19 protein-coding genes and 1 pseudogene are annotated in these 16,702 nt (G+C 72.6%); 16 read left to right on the forward strand and 4 right to left on the reverse strand.

What is annotated here, in order from left to right; genetic code table 11:
* Positions 1-19: 19 nt before the first annotated feature.
* The 5 genes from sufU (at position 20) to dapD (ending at position 2,884) form a co-directional block, all read left to right on the forward strand.
* On the forward strand, positions 20-487 hold the full coding sequence (sufU, locus tag ACFYW5_RS21990) for a Fe-S cluster assembly sulfur transfer protein SufU (protein ID WP_067016112.1): 468 nt from the start codon (positions 20-22) through the stop codon (positions 485-487).
* Positions 484-816: a metal-sulfur cluster assembly factor gene (locus ACFYW5_RS21995; protein WP_073494514.1), complete on the forward strand. Its 333-nt coding sequence runs from the start codon at positions 484-486 to the stop codon at positions 814-816. The genes sufU and ACFYW5_RS21995 overlap by 4 nt, the downstream gene beginning before the upstream one ends.
* Before the next feature lie 114 nt (positions 817-930).
* On the forward strand, positions 931-1,251 hold the full coding sequence (locus tag ACFYW5_RS22000; protein WP_389418729.1) for a DMT family transporter: 321 nt from the start codon (positions 931-933) through the stop codon (positions 1,249-1,251).
* The gene (locus tag ACFYW5_RS22005; protein ID WP_389418730.1) at positions 1,251-1,790 is read left to right on the forward strand and encodes a TetR/AcrR family transcriptional regulator; all 540 of its coding nucleotides are present in this window, start codon (positions 1,251-1,253) and stop codon (positions 1,788-1,790) included. The genes ACFYW5_RS22000 and ACFYW5_RS22005 overlap by 1 nt, the downstream gene beginning before the upstream one ends.
* Positions 1,791-1,894: 104 nt before the next feature.
* Positions 1,895-2,884 carry a 2,3,4,5-tetrahydropyridine-2,6-dicarboxylate N-succinyltransferase gene (dapD, locus tag ACFYW5_RS22010; protein WP_389418731.1) on the forward strand — a complete coding sequence of 330 codons (990 nt, stop codon included), beginning with the start codon at positions 1,895-1,897 and terminating at the stop codon, positions 2,882-2,884.
* 64 nt (positions 2,885-2,948) lie between these two features.
* Here the strand turns inward: dapD and ACFYW5_RS22015 are convergent, their stop codons facing one another.
* Positions 2,949-3,452, reverse strand: a complete 504-nt coding sequence (locus tag ACFYW5_RS22015; protein ID WP_389418732.1) for a hypothetical protein — start codon at positions 3,450-3,452, stop codon at positions 2,949-2,951.
* Positions 3,453-3,588: 136 nt separating this feature from the next.
* Between ACFYW5_RS22015 and ACFYW5_RS22020 the strand changes: the two genes are divergently transcribed.
* Both ACFYW5_RS22020 and ACFYW5_RS22025 read left to right on the forward strand, forming a co-directional pair.
* Positions 3,589-4,134: a SigE family RNA polymerase sigma factor gene (locus tag ACFYW5_RS22020; protein WP_389418872.1), complete on the forward strand. Its 546-nt coding sequence runs from the start codon at positions 3,589-3,591 to the stop codon at positions 4,132-4,134.
* Positions 4,131-5,351: a WD40 repeat domain-containing protein gene (locus ACFYW5_RS22025; RefSeq protein ID WP_389418733.1), complete on the forward strand. Its 1,221-nt coding sequence runs from the start codon at positions 4,131-4,133 to the stop codon at positions 5,349-5,351. Before ACFYW5_RS22020 ends, ACFYW5_RS22025 begins: the two co-directional genes overlap by 4 nt.
* On the opposite strand, the gene dapA is transcribed toward ACFYW5_RS22025, so the two are convergent.
* Positions 5,352-6,245: a 4-hydroxy-tetrahydrodipicolinate synthase gene (gene dapA, locus ACFYW5_RS22030; protein ID WP_389418734.1), complete on the reverse strand. Its 894-nt coding sequence runs from the start codon at positions 6,243-6,245 to the stop codon at positions 5,352-5,354.
* Positions 6,246-6,407: 162 nt separating this feature from the next.
* On the opposite strand from dapA, the gene ACFYW5_RS22035 reads away from it, so the two are divergent.
* The 5 genes and pseudogenes from ACFYW5_RS22035 to ACFYW5_RS22055 all read left to right on the forward strand — a co-directional run bounded on the left by ACFYW5_RS22035 (position 6,408) and on the right by ACFYW5_RS22055 (position 8,881).
* Positions 6,408-6,545 carry a hypothetical protein gene (locus ACFYW5_RS22035; protein ID WP_389418735.1) on the forward strand — a complete coding sequence of 46 codons (138 nt, stop codon included), beginning with the start codon at positions 6,408-6,410 and terminating at the stop codon, positions 6,543-6,545.
* Positions 6,542-7,219 carry a hypothetical protein gene (locus ACFYW5_RS22040; protein WP_389418736.1) on the forward strand — a complete coding sequence of 226 codons (678 nt, stop codon included), beginning with the start codon at positions 6,542-6,544 and terminating at the stop codon, positions 7,217-7,219. The genes ACFYW5_RS22035 and ACFYW5_RS22040 overlap by 4 nt, the downstream gene beginning before the upstream one ends.
* A gap of 101 nt (positions 7,220-7,320) precedes the next feature.
* Positions 7,321-7,515, forward strand: a pseudogene (locus ACFYW5_RS22045) (phage holin family protein); the annotation flags it as partial.
* A complete protein-coding gene (locus tag ACFYW5_RS22050; protein WP_389418737.1) occupies positions 7,512-8,042 on the forward strand; it encodes a DUF3618 domain-containing protein in 531 nt (176 codons plus the stop codon). The pseudogene ACFYW5_RS22045 and the gene ACFYW5_RS22050, both read left to right, overlap by 4 nt.
* Positions 8,043-8,200: 158 nt before the next feature.
* Positions 8,201-8,881 (forward strand): antibiotic biosynthesis monooxygenase, encoded by a 681-nt coding sequence (locus ACFYW5_RS22055; RefSeq protein WP_389418738.1) that lies wholly within the window; start codon positions 8,201-8,203, stop codon positions 8,879-8,881.
* 64 nt (positions 8,882-8,945) lie between these two features.
* Here ACFYW5_RS22055 and ACFYW5_RS22060 read toward each other — a convergent pair whose 3' ends face one another.
* Positions 8,946-10,775, reverse strand: coding sequence for an endonuclease/exonuclease/phosphatase family protein (locus tag ACFYW5_RS22060; protein ID WP_389418739.1), 1,830 nt, complete (start codon positions 10,773-10,775; stop codon positions 8,946-8,948).
* A gap of 274 nt (positions 10,776-11,049) precedes the next feature.
* On the opposite strand from ACFYW5_RS22060, the gene ACFYW5_RS22065 reads away from it, so the two are divergent.
* From ACFYW5_RS22065 to ACFYW5_RS22080, 4 genes are all read left to right on the forward strand, one after another.
* Entirely contained in the window at positions 11,050-12,471 is a 1,422-nt protein-coding gene (locus tag ACFYW5_RS22065; protein WP_389418740.1) for a hypothetical protein, read from the forward strand.
* Positions 12,472-12,595: 124 nt separating this feature from the next.
* A complete protein-coding gene (locus ACFYW5_RS22070; protein ID WP_389418741.1) occupies positions 12,596-13,279 on the forward strand; it encodes a Crp/Fnr family transcriptional regulator in 684 nt (227 codons plus the stop codon).
* 235 nt (positions 13,280-13,514) lie between these two features.
* Positions 13,515-14,753, forward strand: coding sequence for a hypothetical protein (locus ACFYW5_RS22075; RefSeq protein WP_389418742.1), 1,239 nt, complete (start codon positions 13,515-13,517; stop codon positions 14,751-14,753).
* Positions 14,754-14,884: 131 nt separating this feature from the next.
* Positions 14,885-15,367 (forward strand): hypothetical protein, encoded by a 483-nt coding sequence (locus ACFYW5_RS22080; RefSeq protein ID WP_389418743.1) that lies wholly within the window; start codon positions 14,885-14,887, stop codon positions 15,365-15,367.
* Between the two features lie 81 nt (positions 15,368-15,448).
* Here the strand turns inward: ACFYW5_RS22080 and ACFYW5_RS22085 are convergent, their stop codons facing one another.
* Entirely contained in the window at positions 15,449-16,663 is a 1,215-nt protein-coding gene (locus ACFYW5_RS22085; protein ID WP_389418873.1) for a TerD family protein, read from the reverse strand.
* Positions 16,664-16,702: the final 39 nt, after the last annotated feature.

Genomic DNA, 16,702 nt, shown 5'->3' on the forward strand with positions numbered 1-16,702 from the left:
GGACGGGACGAGCGATCGCATGAAGCTGGACTCGATGTACCAGGAAGTCATCCTGGACCACTACAAGCACCCGCACGGGCGTGGTCTGAGGGATGGCGATGCCGAGGTGCACCACGTCAACCCGACGTGCGGCGACGAGATCACACTCCGCGTGAAGTACGACGGCACGACGATCAAGGACGTCTCGTACGAGGGGCAGGGCTGCTCGATCAGCCAGGCCTCGGCCTCGGTGCTGAACGACCTGCTGGTCGGCAAGGACCTCTCCGACGCGCAGAAGATCCAGGAGACCTTCCTGGAGCTGATGCAGTCCAAGGGGAAGATCGAGCCCGATGACGCGATGGAGGAGGTCCTGGAGGACGCGGTCGCGTTCGCGGGAGTCTCCAAGTACCCGGCGCGGGTCAAGTGCGCTCTCCTGAGCTGGATGGCGTGGAAGGACGCAACGGCCCAAGCCCTGGGCGGAGCCGACGCGGAAAGGAAGACGGCATGAGCGAGACCGTTGAGATGAAGCCGGCCTCGGAGGAAGAAGTCCGCGAGGCGCTGTACGACGTCGTCGACCCCGAACTGGGGATCGACGTGGTCAACCTCGGCCTGATCTACGGCATCCACATCGACGACGCGAACATCGCGACGATCGACATGACCCTGACCTCGGCGGCCTGTCCGCTGACGGATGTCATCGAGGACCAGGCCAAGTCCGCCACGGACGGCCTCGTCAACGAGCTGCGCATCAACTGGGTCTGGATGCCGCCGTGGGGCCCGGACAAGATCACGGACGACGGCCGCGAGCAGCTTCGGGCGCTCGGGTTCAACGTCTGAGATGGCAAGCGCGGAAGCGGCGATGCCCCTAGGGGGCGTCGCCGCTTCCGCGTTGTGACGGCTTGTGCGGCCTCCCTGTGTACAGGTGTACGCATGATGTGTACGCTCGTACACATGGGATACCTCACGCTCGCCGGCGCCATCGCCGCCGAGGTGGCCGCGACCACCGCCATGAAGTACAGCGCCGGTTTCAGCAAGCTCTGGCCCTCGCTGCTGACGGCGTTCGGCTACGTCGTCTCCTTCGCGCTGCTCGCCCAGACCCTGAAGACCGTGGGGATCGGCGCCGCGTACGCGATCTGGGCCGGGGTCGGCACCGCGAGCATCGCCGTCATCGGGCTCGTGGCGTTCGGGGAGGCGCTGACCGTCACCAAGGTCGCGGGGATCCTGCTGATCGTGGCGGGGGTCGTGGTGCTGAACCTGGGCGGCGCGCACTGATGGCCCGGCGCTACGACCCCGAGCGGCGGCAGCGGATCATCGACGCCGCGATCCGGGTCGTGGGCGAGAAGGGCCTCGCGGGGCTCACCCATCGCTCGGTCGCGGCGCAGGCCGATGTCCCGCTCGGCTCGACGACGTACCACTTCGCGACCCTCGACGAGCTGATGGTCGCGGCCCTGCGCCAGGCGAACGAGGGCTTCGCCAAGGTCATCGCCGCCCGCGGCGGCCTCCAGGAACCGGGCGCCGACCTCGCCCGCGAACTCGCCGGATGGATGGGCGAATGGCTGGCGGGCGACCGCACCGGTGTCGAGCTGGAGTACGAGCTGTACCTGGCGGCCCTGCGCCGCCCCGCCCTGCGTCCCGTCGCCGCCGAATGGGCGGCCGACCTAGTCGCCCGGCTCGCCCGGCACACGGACCCGGTCACGGCACGGGCCCTGGTAGCACTGATGGACGGCATCTGCCTCCAGGTCCTGCTCACCGGGACGCCGTACGACGAGGAGTACGCACGGGAGATGCTGAGGCGGGTCATCGGCCCCTGAGCCGCCCGAGGCGGGCGTGAACCCTCCACCGGCGTGCGCCCGGCACGTGAGATGGCGGGGGGATCGGTTCGCCCTGGTGGGGGCTGCCAAGTTAGGTTGCCGTCATGACCGACACGACTGCACCTCGCACCACCGGCGCCGTTGCCGCCGGGCTCGCCACGATCGCTGCCGACGGCACCGTCCTCGACACCTGGTTCCCCGCGCCCGAGCTCGCCGCCGAGCCCGGCCCGTCCGGTACGGAGCGGCTGTCCGCCGAGGCGGCCGTGGAACTGCTCGGCGAGGGCGCCGCCAAGGCGATCGGCCCGGACGCCCGCCGGGGTGTCGAGGTCGTCGCGGTCCGCACGGTCATCTCCTCGCTCGACGCGAAGCCGATCGACGCGCACGACGTGTACCTGCGGCTGCACCTGCTCTCCCACCGCCTGGTCAAGCCGCACGGCCAGAGCCTGGACGGCATGTTCGGCTTCCTCGCGAATGTCGCCTGGACCTCGCTCGGGCCGGTCGCCGTCGACGACATCGAGAAGGTCCGGCTGAACGCCCGCGCGGAGGGACTGCACCTTCAGGTGACGTCCGTGGACAAGTTCCCGCGCATGACGGACTACGTCGCGCCGAAGGGCGTGCGGATCGCCGACGCCGACCGGGTCCGCCTGGGCGCGCACCTCGCCGAGGGCACGACCGTCATGCACGAGGGCTTCGTGAACTTCAACGCGGGCACGCTCGGCACGTCGATGGTCGAGGGCCGCATCTCCGCGGGCGTCGTCGTCGGGGACGGCTCGGACATCGGCGGCGGCGCCTCCACGATGGGCACGCTGTCGGGTGGCGGCAACGTGATCATCTCCATCGGCGAGCGGTGCCTGGTCGGCGCCGAGGCGGGCGTCGGCATCGCCCTGGGCGACGAGTGCGTGGTGGAGGCGGGGCTGTACGTCACCGCCGGCACCCGCGTCACGATGCCCGACGGCCAGATCGTGAAGGCTCGCGAGCTGTCCGGGGCGTCGAACATCCTGTTCCGCCGGAACTCCGTCACGGGAACGGTCGAGGCCCGTCCGAACAACGCGGTGTGGGGCGGCCTGAACGAGATCCTGCACAGCCACAACTAGCTGGTGCCGGGGGCGTGGTGAAGCTGCGGGCCGGTGGGAGCCGGTCGCGCAGTTCCCCGCGCCCCTAGGCGGCAAGCGTGGCCGCGAATTCCTCCAGGGCCGTGAAGTCTTCCTCCCGCAGACCGATCCTCGGGTCGACGTGGTGCAGCAGTGCCGGGCCCGCGTGATGTTCCGCCACGTACCTCTCGTCCGCCCCGCTCTGTTCGTCGTCCACCCACGCGAACGGGCGGCCCGCCGCGTACTCCACGATCGCCGCCGTCTTCCAGTGCACCCCGTCCGGGCGCTCCGCGAACAGGACCTCGCCGAAGTCGACCCAGGGGAGCTCGGGGAGGCCGATCACCGGGGCGATCCAGCGGTTGGCGGCGTCCATCCAGGTCGTGGCCCAGCACAGGTCGTAGGCGAGGGTCAGCAGGGACGGGCCGTGGGAGGGGTTGAGCCAGACGCGGAGCGGGCGGCCGGGGCGGACGGTCGCACGGATCGTGGTGTAACCCTCCGGGCGGCGCTGGGGCTTGGCGGCCCAGGGGTTGAGGGGGCCGTCGACGTCCAGGAACAGCAGGGGGCGGCTCACCTCGTCACCGTACGGGAGCCGTGGCGGGGCGGCGGGAAATTTTTCTCGGGGGACCTGGCATAGCGGGGCGCCGCCGTGCGCGTCATTCCCGGTGGAGGGGCGGGCAGCGGGTCCGGCCGGGGGAGTGAAGGTGGCGATGGACGCCGAGGCGCAGGCCGGGTTCCGGGAGTTCGTGGAGAACCGTTCGTCCGCGTTGCTGAGGACCGCCGTGCTGCTCAGCGGAGGGGACCGGCACGCCGGCGAGGACCTGCTGCAGAACGCGCTGATCAGGGCGGCCGGACGCTGGCACCGGATCGAAGAACCCGAGGCGTACGTCCGGCAGATCCTGTACCGGCAGCAGATCAGCCGCTGGCGGCTGAAGTGGCGGCGGCGCGAGCTGAGTGTCGCCGAACCGCCCGACACCGGCGCCCGTCCCGACGACTCCGCCGCCGCCGACCTGCGGCTGGTGCTGCGCGGCGCGCTCGCCCGGCTCACCCCCCGGCAGCGCACCGTGCTGGTGCTGCGCTACTTCGAGGACCTGCCCGAGGCCGAGGTGGCCGCCCTCCTCGGCTGCTCCGTCGGCACCGTACGGTCCACCACCCACCGCTCCCTCGCCCGGCTGCGCACCCTCGCGCCGGAGCTGGCCGCCCTCACGGCGGCGGAACGCCTGCCCGGCCTGTCTCCCGCGGAGGTACGTCCGTGAACGTCGAGGAACTCGTCCGTGCCGCCCTGCGGGAGACCGCCGAGGAGCAGCCCCCGGCCCGCCCCGGATGGGCGGACCGCGTCCTGGCCGTACGGCGGCGCCGGCGCACCCGGAGGATCACCGCCGTCGCCGCGGCCGCCGTGACCGTCGTCGCCCTCGCGGTCGCCGTCCCGCACCTGGACTCCGGCAAGGACGACGTGCGGCCCGCGGGCCTCCTGGACGGCGGCCACGGCACCAGCGCGCACCCCGACCAGTCGCCGCCCCGCGAGCTGATCGCGGCGGGCGAGGCGGTGCTGGCCGCCTACTTCACGACGGAGCTCGAGCAGCGGACCACCGAGACCGGCATCGCCCGGCGGACCTACTGGCTGCTCGATCCCGGGACCGGCCGGTACGAGAAGGACGACCGGTGGTCGTTCGTCGCCGTCGCCCCGGGCGTGCGCACCGCCGCCGTGCTGGAGCGCACGCTGCCCGCCCGCCGGATCGGGCTGCTCGACCTCGCGACGGGGGAGGTCGAGCGGTGGATCCCGGTCCGGCGGGGCGTCGGCGGGCTCGCCTGGTCGTACGACGGGACGCAGCTCCTGGCGACGACCTACGACCGGCATCCCGATGCTCGCGAGAAGGCGTACGGCACGGAGGGCGACGTGGCCTGGCGCGAGCCCTTCGGGGAGACGCCCCGGACCGGCTTCATCGTCCTGGATCCCGCGCAGGGCACCGGCGGCCCATGGCGCCCCCTCCCCTCCGAGCGGCGGCACGTCAGCGTCCGTTCGGACCTCCAGTTCAGCCGCGACGGGCGACTGGTGCAGTCGAGGATCATCGGCAGCCGGGACGGGATGCAGAAGTTCTACGACCTCACCGGCGCCCCGGTCGCCGCTCCGGCCGCCGAGCGGCATCTGAGGTCGGACGTCGCCGCCCGGCTCTCCCCGGACGGCACCCTCGCCGCGCTCGGCCTGACCCGGGAGGTGCCGGACAAGTCGTACTCCTCGATCCGGGACCCCCGCACCGGCAAGGAGATCGCCAAGGTGCGCGGCGTCGAACTCCTCGCCTGGGCGGACGAGCGGCGGCTCATCGCCTGGGAGCGGTCCGCGGGCAAGGAGGCGTACGAGCCCCGGCTCGCGCTGGTCACCATCGGCAGTGACCGGCTGCGCTGGCTCAGCGGGCCGCGCGCCCAGGGGGACTCGCTGCAGTGGGGCTGGGAGCCGGTCTTCGCCCGGCGCTGATCAGGCGTCCACCAGGCTCCGGTAGGCCCTCAGCAGCCCGTCGGTCGCCTCGCGGCCGGCGGGACGCAAGGGGGCGCGGACCGGGCCCGCGGGCAGGCCCAGTTCGGTCAGCAGCGCCTTGGCGGTGACCGAGCCGGGCAGGCCCGCCGCCATCATCGCCTCCACCAGCGGGGTGGCCCGCTGCTGGAGCCGGGCCGCTTCCGCCGTCTCACCCGCGTCGAACGCGTCCAGCACGGCCAGGAGTCGGCCGGGCGCCGCGTTGGACACCGTACTGATGTACCCCGCGCCACCCACCGCGTACAGCGCGAGATTGTGCTCGTCGCAGCCCGCGTAGTACGCCAACTCCGTGCGGGCCATGACCTTCTGGGCGGCGAGGAAGTCGTAGGAGCAGTCCTTCACCGCGACGATCCTCGGGTGCTCGGCGAGCCGGAGCAGGGTGTCCGGCTCGACGCGGACGCCGGTGCGGCCGGGGATGTCGTAGACCACGAGCGGGAGTCCCGAGGCGTCGGCGACCTCACGGAAGTGCGCCTCCAGCGCGTCCTGCGGGGGCTTGCTGTAGTACGGCGCTACCACCAACACCCCGTCCGCGCCCGCCTTTTCGGCGGCCAGGGCCAGCTCGACGGTGTGCCGGGTGTCGAAGGTGCCGACCCCGGCCAGCACCGAGGCCCGCTCGCCCACCGCCTCCCGCACCGCGCGGACGAGCAGGGTCTTCTCCTCGTCCGTCGTGGTCGGCGACTCGCCCGTGGTGCCCGACAGCACCAGACCGTCGCAGCCCCCGGACACCAGCCGGTCGGCGAGCCGCTGCGCCCCGGCGAGATCGAGCGCACCCTCCTCGGTGAAGGGCGTGATCATGGCGCAGAGGGCGCGGCCGAAGGGGGAGTTCGTGGTCGTCATGCCTGTAGTGTCGGCAGCTCGACTGTGAAGCTCCACTTAAATTTTCTGCGAGGTATCGTTAAGCATCCCTGTCGGGTGGGGAGTCGAGGCCCTCTGTTCCGACCGGGGCGCCATGGGTCACCATGGCCGGGACGGTCAACGACCCCTGGTCCTGGAGGCGTCATGAAGCTCGGCAAGGCACTCGCCACCGGAGTCGCTGAAGAGCGGCCGCTGATCCACGACGAAGAGCCCGAACTCCCCGCCCCCACCGAGGAGATCGTGGAAGCGCGGGCCGCCGAAGAGGTACCGGCGGCCCGATGAGGCCCTGGCTTCCGGAGGAACGCCCGACGGAGCCGCCGACCGGCTACAAGATCGCCCACCCGGTGCTGTCCCACGACCGCACCCGGGCGGGCTTCACCGGCGTGTCGCTCGGCGGCGCGCTGCCCTACGGGGTCCTGGCCGACGCGTCCTGCGTCTACGGCCTCCGGCACCGGGCGCCGCACCGGCGCTGCGACTGCGGCTTCCACTGCGTGCACGACCGTACGGCCGCCGAGGCGCTGCTGTGCACGGCCGAGCACCGGGCCGCCGTGCTGCTGGAGGTCACGGTGCTGGGCCGCTACCTCCGCTTCGAGCTGGGCTTCCGCTACGCGCGGCAGCGGGTGCGCACCGCCACCGTCGGCCCCTGCCGGTGCGGCGCGGTCGCCGTCGCGCTGGCCGACGCGGGCTGGGGCCGGCCCGGCTGGCTGGGCCTGGCCCCCTCCTGCGCGGGCTGTCTGCGGGACCGTACGTCCGTCTCGCTCGCGGGGTTCGCGCGGCTGGCCGGGGAAGGGCTGCGGGTGGTGGCGGGGGAGGGCGGTGCCGTCGCCTCCGGCGAGGAGCTCGGGGTGCCCGAACTGGCCGCCGAGGCAGCCCTGTTGCAGGCGCGCCTGGACTGGTTCCAGAGTCAGCTGGCGCGGCTCGGGCAGCGCGGTCCGGGCGGCGGACGCCAAGGGTAGCGGGGACCGGTGCGGGTACCCGGAGTGTTCCGAACCGAGAGGAGGCGGACACCGTGACCGGGACCACGGCCACCGGGTCGGAGCACGACGAGCGTCGTTCGGTCGGCTCCCTCTCGCCGGAGCTGTCCGTCTGGGCGGCGGCACTGATCGTGACGGCGGTGCTGTTCGCCGTCGCGGGCGTGCCCGGCGCGACCGGTCGTGCCCAGCTGAGGCGTGCCGCGCCTGCCACACCCGAGGAAACCCCCGGCAACGTCAGGGCGGACGTCGAGGAGATCAGGGAAAGGGCGCACCGATGACGGACATGGCAGGGGACGCGGGCACAGGGGCCAAGGGCCCCGACGAACTGCGTCGGCAGATACAGCGTACGAGGAAGGAACTCGGCATCACCGTCGAGGAGTTGGCGGGCAAGGCCGATGTGAAGGGGCGGGCCAGGGCGCGCGCCGCCGACCTGAGGGACCGGGCGGGCGCGATGACCGTGCAGCTGCGCAGCAGCGCGGCCCAGGCCGGTCACCACGCGCAGGACAAAGCGACCCGGGCCCGACACCTGGTCCAGGACCGGGCCTCCCGCGCCGGTCACACGGTCCAGGGCCGGGCCTCCCGCGCCGGTCACTCCGTCCAGGGCCGGGCCGGCTGGGCCGGTCACACGGTTCAGGAGCGGGCCACCCGGGCGGGCCACGCCGTGGAGTACCACGCGCCGCGTCCCGTCCGTACCGTCGTACAGGCCGGGCTGCGGCATCCGCGACCGGTGCTGCTCGCGGGCGCGGCCGCCGTGGGCGCGATGCTCGTCGTCCAGGCGGTGCGGCGGCGCGGCGGCCGTCGCTGAGCCGGATCGAGGGCGGCGCGGAACCGGGCGACCGGACCCGCGCCGCCCTTCGTCGTGCCCCGGTCCAACAACCGTCCCGCAACCCGCACTTGACCTCAAGCAAGGTTGAGGTCGGAGGCTGGTCCCCGTACCGATCACCGACGTACCGGAGGCCCGCCATGACCCGCCGTACCGACGCCCACCCCGACCCGACCCGCCCCGAGATCGGGGCGCCCTTCTTCAGCACCTGGCGGGTGGGCACCCCCGAGCGCCAGGCGGCAACCGTCGAGGCCATCGCCCGCACCTGGGACGGCCGCCCCTGGGGCAGCGACCGGCTCCTCGGCTACCACATCTACGCGGGCCACGACGGCACCACCCTGCTGCACTACTCGCAGTGGCGCGACGAGCAGGGATACGAGGCCTACGTCAAGACCCTCCGCCAGGAACGCAACGACGAGATCGACACCGCCGTGCCCGGCATCGAGCGGGTCCGCCTGGACCGCTACCGCCTCTACCGCAGCCACGCCCGCGCCGCCGGGGACACCCGGGTGCCGGGGCTGATCGTGACGGTCCGCGTCGACTTCGAGCCGGACGCGGAAGGCAAGCGGGCCGACTGGGTGGACCTGGTCCTGTCCGCGCTCGCCGGACCGGACGCCGACCGCGGCCTGATCTCCGCGCACTTCCACCTCAGCACCGACGGCACCCATGTCCTCAACTATGCCGAGTGGGAGAGCGACGCGGCCTACGACGAGGCCATCGCCGGGCCCGGCTCGCCCCAGTGGGAGCGGGTGCGGACGTATCCGGGCATGCGGGGGTCCACCGGCAGCCGGTACCGGCACGCCCTCGGACTCGTACCCTGAGCCGCCCTCCTGCCTGGCAGGGCCGGCTGAACCAGGTGTTCAGCCGGCCCTGAGCGGGCGGGAGTTACGGCTTGAAGCGCAGGACCTGCGGGTCGTGGTCGCTGATCTGGTCGTGGAACTCCGCGTTGATGTGCACGCTGTCGTACTCGAGGTCACAGCCGCGCCGGATCGACGGGCTGACCAGGATCTGGTCCAGGACCTGGCTGTTGCCCTGGTAGACGTACGAGTAACGCTCGCTCCGCGGCAGCGACTTGACCGCCGACCACAGGGCGCCGTCGCTCTCCAGGATCTTGGTGGTCCCGGAGAACTCGAAGTCGTTGATGTCGCCGAGCGTGACGACGTCCGCGTTCTTCTGGGTGGCGAGGATGTCCTTGACGAAGGAGTTCACCAGCGTCGCCTGCTGGTGCCGCTGCGTCTCAGAGCTGCGCCGGACCGGCTGGTACTGCGAGGTCAGACCGTGGTCGCCGCCCTTGGAGTTGAAGTGGTTGGCGATCACGAAGACCGTACGGCCCCGGAAGGCGAACTCCCCGACCAGCGGCTTGCGGCTGGAGTTCCAGGCCGCGTTCGCCGGGTCGATACGGCCCGGGGAGACCGTCAGCGCGGCCTTGCCCCGCTCCTCGGTGACCCCGGCGGCCGTCGTGGCGTCGCCGCCCGCGCGGTCCGTGAACGAGACCCGCTCCGGGTTGAACAGGAACGCCTGACGGATGTTGCCGCCCGGCTCACCCCCGTCGGTGTTGTTCACCGGGTCGATGGAGCGCCAGTCGTAGCGCGGGCCGCCGGCGGCGACGATCGCGTCGATCAGCTTCTGCATCGTCTGGTCGGCGGCGACCGTACCGTCGTTCTTCGCGCCCGTGTTGTCCTGGATCTCCTCCAGGGACACGATGTCGGGCGCCTGGAGGTGGTGCACGATCGCGGAGGCGTGCTCCTCGAAGGTGGCGTCGGACGGGTCGAGGTTCTCGACGTTGTACGTCGCGACCGCCAGCTCGCCGTTCTTCTGCTTCTCGGTGGTCTCCCGCTCCAGGCCGCCGCTCTCGAGGGTGCCGAGCCGGTTCGCGATCAGCGTGTAGCCGCCGAACTGGTTGTAGTCCAGCGGGCCCGCGGTGGTGCCGGTGAGGGTGTCGCCGACGTTCGCCTTCGGGAAGTCGGCGACCGCGCCGAGCGACTGGATCTGGATGCGGCCGGTGTTCTGCGACGCGTAGGAGCCGTACACCGTGCCGCCGCGGCGGTTGCGGTTCTCCCACGGCTTCACCGTGACCCACAGCTCGGTGTACGGGTCGGTGGCGCCGACCACCCGGGTGTCGGAGACCTGGACGTTCATGCCCTCCAGCGACTCGTACAGGTCCAGGGCGTACGCGGACGGCTTCAGCGGCAGGCCGTTGACCGAGTCGCCGGCGGCGCTGTCCCCCGCCGGGACGTAGGCGCTCGGCACCGAGTCCGCGTCGATGACCGTCGCCGCCGGGACGGCGTTGCCGCTGGAGACCACGGTGGTGGTCGGGCGGGTGATCTCGGTCAGCGCCTGGTTGCCGGAGGAGGTGCCGCCGGGCACGAACTCCGTGACCGTGCCGGAGACCTTCACCAGGTCGCCGACGGCCACGCCCCTGGGCGTGGAGCCGGTGAAGACGAAGACGCCCTCACTGGTGGCCGGATCGGCGTCCGCGGCCGGGTCCTGGATCCAGAAGCCGCGGGACGAGCCGTAGGTGCGCACCCCGGTGACGATGCCGGTCACGTCCGTGACCTGCTGCCCGGCGTACGGGGATATGCGGGTGTTGCCCTGGATGTCATGGATGCGCACCGAGTCGGCGTGCGCGGGCGAGGTGAGGACGACGGTGGACGCCGCGGAACAGACAGCGGCGACGGTGAGCGCGGCGAGGCGCGCGGACGACTTGCTCGGCAACGGGATCCCTCCGGGGACGTGCGTGGGCGCCGGGACGAGGGTGGAGCGAGGATGGCGGGAGCCGCGACCGGCGAGGCCGGTGCGACGCGCGTAGAGATTCGGTGAACACGTGTCCTTTGAATGTCTACGCGCGTAATCTCCTGCCTGGTCAGGCCACTTGTCAAGGTTTCGGCCATGTACACGGGCCAACGGGCAGATGAACCGGGCGGCATGGGGCCAAATCCGTCTAGGCTGAGCGGCTGAGTAGTACGACGCGTCCTAGGAGAATCAGCCGATGTCAGACAGCTCCCCCCTGCCGCCGGTGCGGCTGCATCCCGAAACGGAGCTGGCGCGGGACGCGCTGTCCACGCCCCTGCTCTCCCGGGCCGCCCGGCTCGCCCGCTGGGCCGGCCCCGACACCCGCGTCGACGCCGGCGGCGGGCTCGCCGAGGAACAGCTCCCCGCCGCCGCCGAGGTCCTCGGCCTGACCGGGGACGACGCCGCCGCCCACGCCAGTGAGGCCTGGCGCGTCGCCGTCGACACCGGGCTCGTCGAGATCACCGACGAGCAGGAGGGCACCGTCACGGCGGGCGAGGACCTGGCGCTGCTCACCGGCGGCTCCCCGCACGATGTGCTCGCGGTGTGGCAGGCGGCGCTGGAGACGGTGCTCGCGGACGCCGGGGTGCCGGACCTCGACGACCTGGTCGACGCCATGGGCGAGGGCGGCGAGCTGGACCTCTCCCAGCTGGACTGGGACCCCGACGCCGAGGCGGAGTTCCTCGACGGGGTGCTCGGGAACCTCTACCTGCTGACGGCCAGCGAGGACGGCCCCGGCGACTCCCCGGTGCCGCTGCCGGCCCTCGCCGCGTCGATGATCGTGCCCAACGACATGGGGGAGCCGACCAACGACGTCCTGGAACAGGTCTCCGACGCGATGATGCGCCTCGACGACCAGTTCCGGCTGCTGGAGCCGGTCGGGCTCGTGGAGTACCAGCCGGTCGACGAGGCGCTGATGGCCGACGCCGACGAGGAGCCGTCCGCGCCCGTCGACGAGACGGACGTCTCGCGCTACGGCCTGGTGCGGCTGACCCCGCTCGGTCTGTACGGCCTGCGCGCCCGGCTGCTGGAGGCCGGCTTCACGGCGCCGGCCGTCGGGGACCTGGTGGACAAGGGGGCCGACGCGCTCCTCGACGGCACGGCCGACTTCCCGCCGGGTGCCGCGCAGGCGGAGACCGAGCAGTGGCTGAGCCGACGTCAGGCGCTGCCCGCCGCACGGGAGTTGCTGGCGGCGGCCCGTGGGTCGGACTCCGGGGCACCGCTGCGCCGGCTGCGGTGCCAGCAGGCGCTGTCGCTGGTGGGCGCCGAGGCGGAGCCCGCCTTGCGGGAGGTCCTGGACGACCCCGAACTGGGCGGCCTCGCCCGGGTCTGGCTGACCGAGCGGGGCGCCCCGAACGTGCCGGCGCCCTCCGAGGCGATGGTGTTCTGGCTGACCATCGACACGGTCGCCGCGCAGCTCGCGGCCGAGGGGAACTCCGAGGAGCTGCGAGCCCTGGTGTCCGGGCTCGCCGAGCAGCACAGCGGGTTCTTCACGGCGGTGTGGCGGGTGGACCATCCCGCTACCGCGGAGGTGCTGGAGGCGATGGGGCGGCTGCATCCGGACAAGCGGATCGCCAAGGAGGCGCGGAAGGCCGCGTTCAAGGCACGGTCGCAGGGCTGACGAGGGGGCGGGGTGTGGGGCGCGCCGGCGGCCGGTCGCGCCCCCCGCGGTACCGCCGCGCATCGCCACCGCCCCGCGCACCTGGGGGAGTTGGTGGGCCCGAACAGAACCTGGGGGAGTTGGTGTGCCCGAACAGTGGCGCCCCGGAAGTTTTCTCGGCGGACTGAGCGGCGCCGCCCGCCTCGCGCTCTCCGCCCGGGCGGAACCCGTCTCCTTCGGGCGCGGCGCACTCCTGATGGCCGAAGGCGAGGCCGGCTCCGATGTCTTCGTGCTGCTCTCCTCGTACGTCAAGGTCACCGCCTCCCTCGCCGGCGGGGGGTGGACCCTCGTCGCCGTGCGGATGGGAGGGGATCTGGTCGGGGAGCTCGCCGGGATGAGCGGGGCTCCGCGCAGTGCCTCGGTGAGGGCCTGCGGGAGCGAGCCCGTCACCGCGCTCCGGCTGGCGTGGGAGGAGTTCGAGCGGGTCAAGTCCGAGCACCCGGAGGTGCTGCTGCGGTTGCAGGAGTCCGTCAGCCGGAAGCTGGCGGCCGCCACCCGGCGGCGCGTCGACTTTCACCGGCGCAGCCCCACTGTCCGGCTTGCCCGTGTTCTGGTGGAGATGGCCGATGACTTCGGGCAGTCGGTGCGCGGTCGCGAGGTAATCCTTCCGATGGACCTCAAGCACATGGAGTGGGGCGAGCTGATCGGCGTCTCGGAGAGCACCGCGTACCGCGCGCTGCGGGACCTGCGTGATCTCGTGGACGCCCATCACCGGCGCCTCATCGTCACGGATCTGACAGGGCTTCAGGCGGTGGCCGAACAGGAGTGAGCGCCGGGGCGTGCGACGGGCGCCGGGACAGGTGGCGACCCTTCGTTCGGGTGTGATATTCACCTGTTGTCACCACGTCAGGGACTTCGTCCTCCTCGGGAGAGGTCGCACGCATTTGCACGGCTACGACTCCGAGTCCGCTGACGGACCGGGATCAGATCCAGTCGAGGATCTCTTCGAAGCGGTTTTTGTCCGAGCCGATCTGGGCGACTACAGCAGTTTTCTCGGCCCCGAGATGGTCGAGGCGCAGGCGGCGCTGTACGGGGCGTACCAAGAGGCGCTCGGACAGATGCCCGAGGCGTTGCGCGGGGAGTGGCGGGGCTTCCAGAAGGACGGCGACGGATTCCTTGTCCTGTGGCCCAGCAAGCGGATGAGCCTGGTCGTCGCCAGATTCGTCACGGCCTTCCAGGACACCCTCGCCAAGAAGAACATCGGCCGGGAACCCGCCAAGCTGCTGCGGGTGCGCCTCTCGGTCGTCACCGGCCTCGCCGCGGACAGCGCGCTCGGCACCGCGGGCGAGGGGGCCGTCGAGGCCAAGCGGCTGGTCGACTGCCGGCAGGCCAAGTGGCTCCAGCGGGAGTTCGCCGACCAGCAGCTCGTGGTGGTCGTCAGCCAGTACGTGTACGAGCAGACCGTGCGCGGGGGCTGGGCCGCCGGTGTCGCCCCGGAGAGCTTCCAGCCGGTCCAGGTGCTCGACAAGCACAAGAAGCGCCGCGGCGCCTATCTCAGCGCCCCCGGCCGCACCGCGGAAGAGGTGCGCAGGACGGTCCACCCCTCGGTGTTCGCCTGGCTCCGGCGCCGTTTCGGCAGCACCCTCGCACCCCGGGTCCGCCGGATCTCCCGGGCCGTCAACCGGACGCCGCGGCTGGTCCTGGTCTCCCTGGCGGCATCGGCCGTGGCCGTCCTGACGGCGGCGGCGCTCCTCGGCACCCCGCGGTTCGGCTGGCCCTCCGGCGGGGCCGGAACCGTGGACGCCTCGGTGTGGACGGCGGAGACGGCCTACCCCTGGCCGGACGAGCGACCGGGGCCCTCGACCTCGCGTTCGGAGGCCGGGCGGCCCTCCCTGTCCGTCCCCTCGGCCACCGCCGGGGACGAGCGCGGCACCGTCGGCAACGTCGGCGACGGCGGGTTCCTCGCCGCCGGCCCGGAGGGCGTCCGGGTCCTGGCCGACCCGGACGGCATCGGGCGGACCTGGCGGTGGAGTCCGGCGGGCGGCGGACGGCTGCGGCTGACGACCGGCCAGGACCGGGTACTGACCGTCGCCCCGGGCAGCGGCGAGGTCTTCCTCGCCGGCCATGCCGGCACTCCCGCCCAGGAGTGGTGGGCCGTGCCCGTGCCCGGTGGCAAGGGCTCCTTCCGGCTCCACAACGCGGCCCGCCCGGACGACTGCCTCACCGCCGGCGGCGAGGGCGGCGCGCCCTCGATGCGGACCTGCCGGCCGGGGGACCGCGGACAGGAGTGGACGGCCGGCTGACACCCGCCCCCGCACGCGCGCCCGCATGACCCCCCACGCCCCGGCGCCGCCCCGTCACCTGACGGGCGATGCCCGGCGCGGGGGCCGGTCCCGGCACCCTGGTGGGACGGGAGCCGGGGTAGGGAGCATCGATGTCGGAGTACGGGGGCGGCCGGGCGATGGAGATCGCCGTGGCCGCGGGGCTCGGGGCGCTGTCGGCCTTCCAGGGATACGTCCAGGAAGCCGACGCGAAGATCAACAGCATGCTGGTGGTGCACACCGGGGCCGTCGTCGCCGTGGTGACCATGCTCGGCAACGGCGGCCGGGAGCGGCACGGAACCGTCACCGACGTCGCCCTCACCCTGTTCGCCGTCGCCTTCCTGGTCTCCGGCTACCACCTGGCCCGGGCCATCCGGCCCCGGCTGCGGGTGCCGCTGCCGCTCAGCCCGTTCGGTTTCATGGGCCTCGACATCGCGCCGGCCGTCGAGCCGGGCGAACTGTGCGGCCAGCTGTGGGACATGGCCCGCCTGCTGGGCGTCATCGCGCACGCCAAGAACCGCCATCTGCTGCGGGCCATGCCGTGGACGGGCCTGATGCTGTGCTGCGGAGTCGCGGTGGCGGTGTCGAGCGGGTAAGTGCCGGGTCCGCGTCCATGGCCGGGCTCGGGTCCCCGGCGCCGGGCGCCCCCTTTAGCGGGGGCGCCCCGGAGTTTGTGCCTACAGTGCCTGGGCCGCGGGCTTGACCATGCCGCGGACCGTGCGGGACTTCACGAAGTCGCCCAGGGCCGTCATCTCCCACTCGCCGGAGAACTGGCGGATGAGCTTGGCCATCATCACGCCGGTCTGCGGTTCGGCGGAGGTCAGGTCGAAGCGGACGAGCTCCTCGCCGGTGGTGCCGTCGAGGAGCCGGCAGTAGGCCTTGGCGACCTCGGTGAACTTCTGGCCGGAGAAGGAGTTCACCGTGAAGACCAGACCGGTGACGTCCTGGGGGAGCCGGCCGAGGTCGACGCTGATGACCTCGTCGTCGCCCCCGCCCTCGCCGGTGAGGTTGTCGCCGGAGTGGCGGATTGCGCCGCTGACGATCTGCAGCTTGCCGAAGTAGCAGCTGTCGACGTGGTTGCGCTGCGGGCCGTAGGCGATGACCGAGGCGTCCAGGTCGATGTCCTTGCCGCGGTACGCCGGCTCCCAGCCGAGGCCCATCTTGACCTGCGAGAGCAGCGGGCGGCCGCCCTTCATCAGGGAGACGGTCTGGTTCTTCTGGAGACTGACGCGGCCCTTGTCGAGGTTGATCTTCCCGGCGCCGGGGGCCGGGGGCGCGGGCGGGGCGGGGGGTGCCGCCTGGGCCGGGGCCGGGGGCGTCGCCATCGGTGCCGCGGGCGGGGCGGCCGGGGGCTGCACGGCCGGCTGGGCCGGGGCCACGGGGGTCGGCGCCGGTGCCGGTTCCTCGACGGTGACGCCGAAGTCGGTGGCGATGCCGGCGAGGCCGTTGGAGTAGCCCTGGCCGACCGCTCGGGCCTTCCAGGCGCCGTTGCGGAGGTAGATCTCCACGATGACCAGCGCGGTCTCGTTGCCGAGCTGCGGGGGAGTGAAGGAGGCCAGGACGCTGTTGTCGTCGGCGTTGCGGATCGTCGCCGTCGGTTCGACGCCCTGGAAGGTCTGGCCGGCGGCGTCCGGGCTGGCGGTGACGACGATCTTCTCGATCCCCGGGGGGACGGCGGAGGTGTCGACCGTGATCGCGTCCGGGGCCGTGCCGCCGCCCGAGCGGTAGGTCACGCCCGGGCCGGCGGGCTGGTTGTAGAAGATGAAGTCGTCGTCGGAGCGCACCTTGCCGTCGGCGGTGAGCAGCAGGCCCGATACGTCGAGCCGCACCGGAGCGGCGACGTCCACCGTCACACGCGCGACGGGGAGTGGGATGTTCGAGCCGGGGGTCATAGCTGTCATGCCCGGTGAACGAGCGAGGTCTCTTTGCCG

Source organism: Streptomyces sp. NPDC002779 (assembly GCF_042888685.1).
Classification (GTDB): Bacteria; Actinomycetota; Actinomycetes; order Streptomycetales; family Streptomycetaceae; genus Streptomyces.